Origin of the sequence: Pseudomonas sp. EGD-AK9, from assembly GCF_000465935.2 — a bacterium.
GTDB lineage: Bacteria > Pseudomonadota > Gammaproteobacteria > Pseudomonadales > Pseudomonadaceae > Aquipseudomonas.
Genome location: NZ_AVOF01000419.1, coordinates 1 through 2,433, shown reverse-complemented (window position 1 = coordinate 2,433; position 2,433 = coordinate 1). Strand labels below are relative to the sequence as shown.

General features: G+C 69.3%; 4 protein-coding genes. All 4 read right to left on the bottom strand.

The genetic code is table 11. The features are described 5' to 3' along the window. Window positions 1-726 (bottom strand): MerR family transcriptional regulator (locus N878_RS17765; protein WP_021444932.1); only part of this gene is annotated, 726 nt, incomplete at its 3' end. After that, entirely contained in the window at window positions 716-1,666 is a 951-nt protein-coding gene (locus N878_RS17760; protein WP_021444931.1) for a DUF523 and DUF1722 domain-containing protein, read from the bottom strand. The genes N878_RS17765 and N878_RS17760, both read right to left, overlap by 11 nt. Window positions 1,667-1,840: 174 nt before the next feature. After that, entirely contained in the window at window positions 1,841-2,065 is a 225-nt protein-coding gene (locus tag N878_RS17755) for a TIGR02450 family Trp-rich protein (protein WP_021444930.1), read from the bottom strand. Continuing rightward, window positions 2,062-2,433, bottom strand: a 372-nt coding sequence (locus tag N878_RS17750) for an FAD-dependent oxidoreductase (RefSeq protein ID WP_021444929.1), incomplete at its 5' end; no start/stop codon positions are given. The genes N878_RS17750 and N878_RS17755, both read right to left, overlap by 4 nt.

The window sequence follows — 2,433 nt, the reverse complement described above, 5'->3', positions numbered from 1 at the left end:
GATCTGCTCCAGGGCCAGGGCCAGTTCGGCGGGCGGCAGCGGCCAGTCGAACACCTCCACCGGGCAGTCGCTGTCGCTGACCAGCCAGGCGCACAGCCACAGGCCGGGCTCCATCGGCGCGTCGCCGAGGTTGACCAGCAGCAGCGGCGCACCGCCGGCCTGACGGTTGTTGTGGTAGATGCGCGTGGCGAACTTGCTGCGCAGCCAGGAGAAGAAGAACACCTGTTCCAGGCGCGCGCCTAACTGACCCTGCCAGCGCTGCTGCAGTTCGCCGAGCAGCGGCCAGAGCAGGCGTTCGACCAGGGTGCGCAGCGGGTAGAGCGCCAGGGCGGCGTTGAAGCTTTCGTCCAGGCGCCGTTCGGCGAGCTGGGCGATATGCCCGAGCAGCTCGCCGCGCAATTGTCGCCAGCCGCCGTCGGCCGGCGGCTGCAGCGGTTGGCGGCTGTCCAGCAGTTCCTTGACCTGGCTCACCGCGACGCCGCGGCCGAGCCAGCCGAGGATGGCCTGGATGCGCGCCACGTGTTGCGGCGAGTAGAGGCGGTGCCCCTTGGCCGTGCGTTGCGGCACGATCAACCCGTAGCGGCGCTCCCAGGCGCGCAGGGTGACGGCGTTGACCCCGGTGCTGCGCGCCACGTCGCGAATCGGCAGATAGCCCTGGGCGAGGGCGCTGCGCAGCTGATCGGCGGCCTCGCTGCGCTGCAGCTGGTCGTTCGGCTCAGAGGGCATTGCGCAGACTCAGACGTTCCGGATGCGGCTGCAGGTAGACCTGCTCGGCGATGTAGCGATCCGGGTGGCGGCGGAAATGATGTTTGAGCAGGGTCAGCGGCACCACTAGCGGCACCACGCCGTCGCGGTATTGGCCGATCAGCTGTTGCATCTCCTGTTTCTCGTCGGGGCTGAGGGCGCGCTTGAGGTAGCCGGCCAGGTGCTGCAGCACGTTGCTGTGGGTGCCGCGGGTGGCGCAGCGCTTCAGCGCCGCCATCAGCTGGCTGAAATAGTGCGGCGCCAGGCTGGCCAGGTCGTGCCGGGCCAGGTCGCCGAGCAGGCGACCGAGGGCCTTGTACTGCAGCGGGTCGGTGGCCAGCAGCAGGTACTTGTAGCGCGAGTGGAAGGCGATCAGCGCGCGGCGTGTCAGGCCCTCCTGCAGCAGGCGTTGCCACTCGGCGTAGGCGAACACGCGGGTGAGGAAGTTCTCGCGCAGCACCGGGTCGTTGAGGCGGCCGTCTTCCTCCACCGGCAGGTCGGGATGCCGGGCGCAGAAGGCCGCGGCGAAGATGCCACGGCCCGGCTCGCTGGGGCGGCCGCCCTCCTGGTAGACCTTGACCCGCTCCAGGCCGCAGGACGGCGACTGCTGCATGAAGATGAAGCCGCAGATGCCCTGCAGCTCGCCGGCCATGCGTTCGGCATAGGCGGCCAGGGCGTCGGTGACGTCGTGCGAGCGTTCCACCGTGCCGACTGCGCGCGGCGCCTGCGGGTCGCCCACCAGGCGAATCGGCTGGCGCGGCACCGGCATGCCGATGCCGACTTCTGGGCACACCGGGACGAACTCGAAATGCTCGGCGAGGCTGCGGCTGCACAGGCGCGACAGCTTGTGACCGCCGTTGTAGCGCACCTCGGCGCCCAGCAGGCAGGCGCTGATGCCCAGTTTGGCTTTGCTCGGTTGCATGGCTCGACCTCCGACTGTCTTGTACATTGGCTTAGCTATGTACAACTTTTGTCCATCATAGGTCTGCTGTTATACAAGTCAAATGCTTTGTACAGCTTGTGTATGGCTTTTTTGTGTGTGACGACAAGCGCCGCGCGAGCGCGGCGTCAGGGCGGGGAGGGGAAGAGAGGGGCTTCAGCGCCAGCCTTGCAGCCAGCGCTGGGTGTCCTGCAGCTGGCGCCAGTCGAGCCGCTGGCTGCGCCGGGTCAGCACGGCCTGCAGCTCCACGGCGAGAATGGTGTCGGCCTCGTCGCGGATCAGTTCGGTGACCAGGAAGTGGCGTTCGCGGTTCTGCGGCTGCGCCGCGGTCCATTTCGACAGCAGCAGCTTGCGCGGATTGAGCCGCCGCGCGGGCGTCATGCCAGGTGTTCGAGCAGGCGGCGGGCGGCGTCCTGGCCGCTGAGCCAGGCACCCTCGACGCGGCCGGACAGGCACCAGTCGCCGCAGGCGTACAGGCCCAGGTCGGCGTCGGCCAGCGCGCCCCACTGGTGGGCCTGCGCCGGACGGGCGTAGAGCCAGCGGTGGGCCAGGGTGAAGCTGGGCGGCGGCACGGCGCAGCCGATCAGCTCGGCGAAGGCACCGTGCAGCTGCTCGATCACGGTGTCCTTGGGCAGGTCCAGGTGCTGCTTGCTCCACGCGCTGCTGGCGTGCAGCACCCAGGTGTCCAGGCGGTTGTCGCGGCCGGGCTTGCTGCGGTTGCGCGCCAGCCAGTCGAGCGGGCTGTCCTG